The 3,937-nt window shown below is 41.3% G+C and carries 4 protein-coding genes; 3 read left to right on the forward strand and 1 reads right to left on the reverse strand.

Annotation, left to right across the window (positions count from 1 at the left end; genetic code table 11):
* The first annotated feature begins 35 nt into the window (after positions 1-35).
* From accA to ACRCJ0_RS10260, 3 genes are all read left to right on the forward strand, one after another.
* Positions 36-866: a carboxyltransferase subunit alpha gene (accA, locus tag ACRCJ0_RS10250; RefSeq protein WP_431390373.1), complete on the forward strand. Its 831-nt coding sequence runs from the start codon at positions 36-38 to the stop codon at positions 864-866.
* 181 nt (positions 867-1,047) lie between these two features.
* Complete coding sequence (locus tag ACRCJ0_RS10255; protein ID WP_048728071.1) at positions 1,048-2,058, forward strand: hypothetical protein; 1,011 nt, start codon at positions 1,048-1,050, stop codon at positions 2,056-2,058.
* A 32-nt stretch (positions 2,059-2,090) separates the two neighbouring features.
* A complete protein-coding gene (locus ACRCJ0_RS10260; RefSeq protein WP_048728073.1) occupies positions 2,091-2,510 on the forward strand; it encodes a ribonuclease HI family protein in 420 nt (139 codons plus the stop codon).
* Positions 2,511-2,636: 126 nt separating this feature from the next.
* Here the strand turns inward: ACRCJ0_RS10260 and ACRCJ0_RS10265 are convergent, their stop codons facing one another.
* Complete coding sequence (locus tag ACRCJ0_RS10265; protein WP_431390372.1) at positions 2,637-3,791, reverse strand: THUMP domain-containing class I SAM-dependent RNA methyltransferase; 1,155 nt, start codon at positions 3,789-3,791, stop codon at positions 2,637-2,639.
* Positions 3,792-3,937: the final 146 nt, after the last annotated feature.

Raw genomic sequence — 3,937 nt, forward strand, 5'->3', positions numbered from 1 at the left:
GGTCGCTAAAGGAGGTGCTCGACTTGAGAGTTAGTATGAAACAATTATTAAAAACCGTTGAGCAACCTAATGCGAAAATTACGCAAAAAATCCCTGCAGAAGTGGTAACAGCTTCACGTGATATCAACCGATTAACCACGGCTGAATTGGCTAAGAAAATCTGTGACGTCTTTTATGAGATGCATGGCGACCGTCGTTATGGTGATGACGGCGCGATTGTTGGTGGTGTCGGACAAATTAATGGCCGCGCAGTTACAATTGTTGGAACTGAAAAAGGCCACTCGGTTCAAGAAAATATCAAGCGTAACTTTGGGTCGCCTCATGCTGAGGGTTACCGTAAAGCCATTCGTTTGTTTGAACAAGCTGAAAAATTCAACCGTCCGGTGATTACCATTGTTAATACTTCCGGCGCCTTTTGTGACGTTGAAGCGGAAGACCGGGGGATTGGACAAGCCATTGCTGAATCTATGCAAACAATGGCTGGCTTAACTGTACCAACTATCACGATTTTAATGGGTGAAGGTGGGTCTGGTGGCGCGTTAGCCCTAGCTGTTTCAAATAAGGTATGGATGATGGAGAATGCCATGTATTCAGTCTTATCGCCAGAAGGGTTTGCAACAATTTTATGGAAAGACCCGAGTCGTGTACCTGAAGCTGCTGAATATATGAAATTCACGGCGCCTGACTTGCTGGATTTTAAGGTTATCGACCAAATTATCCCAGAGCATTACGGGAAAAAGGCTTTAGACCACGATGTTCAAGCACAATTGATTAAAGAAATGGTCTTGGAAGAAATTGACCAGCAATTGGCCATGTCAAAAGCAGATTTAATTGCTGCCAAAGAAGCACGCTTTAATGAATTCTAGTCAACTGACATCTTGAAAAAATAACTACTGTTGAAGGAAGGTGTGTCCTATGGTCGCATCTTCTTTTTTAATTATTGGATAAAAATTTTCATGGATATGATATTGTGATAAGATGGGCTTAGAAGGAAGGGCGTTTACAGCCTGCATTTCCAACAGAAAATAAGATTTAAGAGGACGTATAATGAGAAACCAAGATAATGATTTTGAACGATCATTTAAATTAGATATTGAAGAAGCGATTCAGCGTATTAAAGCGGGCGAAATGAGTGAATCGCTTAAATTGTTGCTGATTGCCCGTAAGAAAAGAAAGAGTGTCGTTGATTTTAGAAATTATATCATCGGCGTTTTATATGAAGAAGAATTAGAAAATGATTTGGTGGATATTTTCTCATTATTGATAGAATTTTATGGCGAAGGGGTTATGGCTAATCCCGATTTAATCGATGTCGAGGCAGAAATTGACTGGAAGTCTTTCTACCAATTTGTGCAAAAAGCCATTCAAGGCCAAGTCAAATTGAACCTTCCTCAACACGGTCAAATGACACCCATTATGCAAATTATCATCGTGCCAGAAATGATGGAAAAGCTGGCCCAATTTGAGGCGACTTCAGACGATGATGCTAGTAATGTGGAAGTCTTACAAGGCCTACAAAAGTTATTCGACCAGTTAGTGGCCAGGGATAAACCCTTGACTATCCTTGAGAAGGCGCAGGTCAACCATCTGCTGGAATTGAGCGACAAGGTATCCATCGATAAATTGTTAAGTCTTTTAAATCGGGACCGGGATTTTGTCTTCCAATCGGATATTTTGCTGTATATTTTCCACCATCCACACGCAGACCAGGAAATTACTTTAACTAATGTTTACGATGAGACGACGACTATTTCACTCAGTGACTTATTTGAAATTGAAACCAATAGTCACTTCTTAGATTTGGTTTCCTACGTGGAAGAAGTTTATATCCACGAACCCTATCGAGTGGCCTATTTGATGGAGAATATTTATGATATATATACCGTCATGTACCCATTTGTCGATGATTTAAATCAAATTGACCCAGAAGATATGGTAGAAGCCATTGGCCAATTAATGGAAAATGGCGACCCACTTGCCATTGACAATCAAGTCGTACAAGATATTTATCAATATTGGTTTTATGAGTATATGCAGAACTTTGCGAGTTTTGAGTAAGAAGATGTAATGGATGATTAAAGGGTGAGCGGATGTTAAAAATAGCCATAGACGGGTCAGTGGACGGGCAATTTGGGCCAGCAGGCGTTGGTATGGTCATTGTCCATGACGGGCAACAGCGACAAGAGAAATACCCTTTAAGTGGGGAAATGGACAACCATGAGGCCGAATTCCATGCCCTGCTATTATTGTTAGAAAAATTGCAGGCTGAAGGACTGAAAAATGAGTGGATCTTGTGTCAAACAGACTCAAAAATCGTCTTTGATGCCGTTAATAAGAGATTCCATAAACGCGACCCCTATAAAAGTTTGTTAAAGGCCATTTTAAATCAACTAGACCATTTTCCCATGTTTAATTTAAAATGGGTGCCGGACCAAGCCAATAGGGGGGCAGATAACTTAGCCCGTCAAGCCATGCACCAGGCCAAGAGAATAAGCAACCAGCAGGACTAATTAAGGGATAAATGCAGACCGTCAATCGCATAAACTGATTTTAAATTCGAATAACAGACACAAAAAAACCAGGTAGCAGGCGAATAAAGCCGTTTACCTGGTTTTTTTATTATGATCGTAAATAACTTATTCTGCCTCTACTTTTTTAGGACGTGGTTTGCGCGCTCCCCAGTATTGGAATAGGTCAGTACGGATAGCCCCATTGTATAATTTACGTTTCTTAGTAGCTTTCTCACCGTAGTATTCTTCAAAGGCTAAGTCAGACGTCAGGATGTATTTACTCCAAGTTTTCATTGGACGGTAAAGATCTCCCATTTGTTTGTATAACTTATGCACGTAATCTTCGTCATTCAAACGCTCACCATATGGTGGGTTGGCTACGATCACGCCGTATTCTTTCGTCGTTGTGAAGTCAGATAATTGCATTTGTTTGAATTCAATTTGATCCCCGACACCAGCTGCTTCTGCATTGGCTTTTGCGATTTCAATCATCCGGTGATCAATATCTGATCCCATGATATCTAATTGAATGTCATGACGGATAGCCGCTTTAGCCGCTTCGCGGGCTTTTGAATATTCGCGGTTATTGAAGATATCCCATTCCTCAGAAATGAAGGCGCGGTTAATCCCTGGGGCAATATTTTTCCCGATTAATGCTGCTTCAATGGTTAGGGTACCTGAACCGCATGTTGGATCGTAAAATGGCTTGTCAGGGAACCAGTTAGTTAATTTAACAAGAGCTGCAGCCATGTTTTCTTTAAGTGGTGCGCCACCTTTTTCAGTACGGTAACCACGCTTAAATAGGGAAGTGCCAGACGTATCAATAGTTATCAAGGCTTCGTCCTTGTGGATGCTCACTTCGATAGGGTATTTAGCGCCTGTTTCAGGTAGCATACCACGGCGGTGGTAGTGGTCGCTCAGACGGTTAACAATCGCTTTTTTCACGATTTTTTGCACGTTAGGAACAGAATGCAATTTTGAATTGACTGATTTACCTGATACTGGAAATTCTGCGTCCATTGGTAGAATGTCTTCCCAAGGGATGGCCTTAGTCGATTCAAACAATTGGTCGAAGGTGATGGCTTTGAAATCGCCCATGACGATTTTGATACGGTCCGCAGTCCGTAAGTTAATATTTGTGTGGGCTACGTCATCAAGACTTCCTTCAAAGCGGGCACGGCCATTTTCTACTTGGACCTCGTAACCCATGTCACGTAATTCTTTACCGACTAGGGCTTCAATCCCTGCGGCAGCTGTTGCGATAAGTGGATATTTTGTCATATTGTACTCCTTTTGGGTGGTAAGGCTTCGTCTTATATTTAAGACTATTTTACCATGATTTCATCTCAATAAAAAAAGGTTGGAAAAGAATCCAACCTTTTGCCTGTTTGTAAATTTCGATAAGCCATGTTCTGTTCCCCGATATT

This window comes from Aerococcus sp. L_32 (assembly GCF_050689315.1).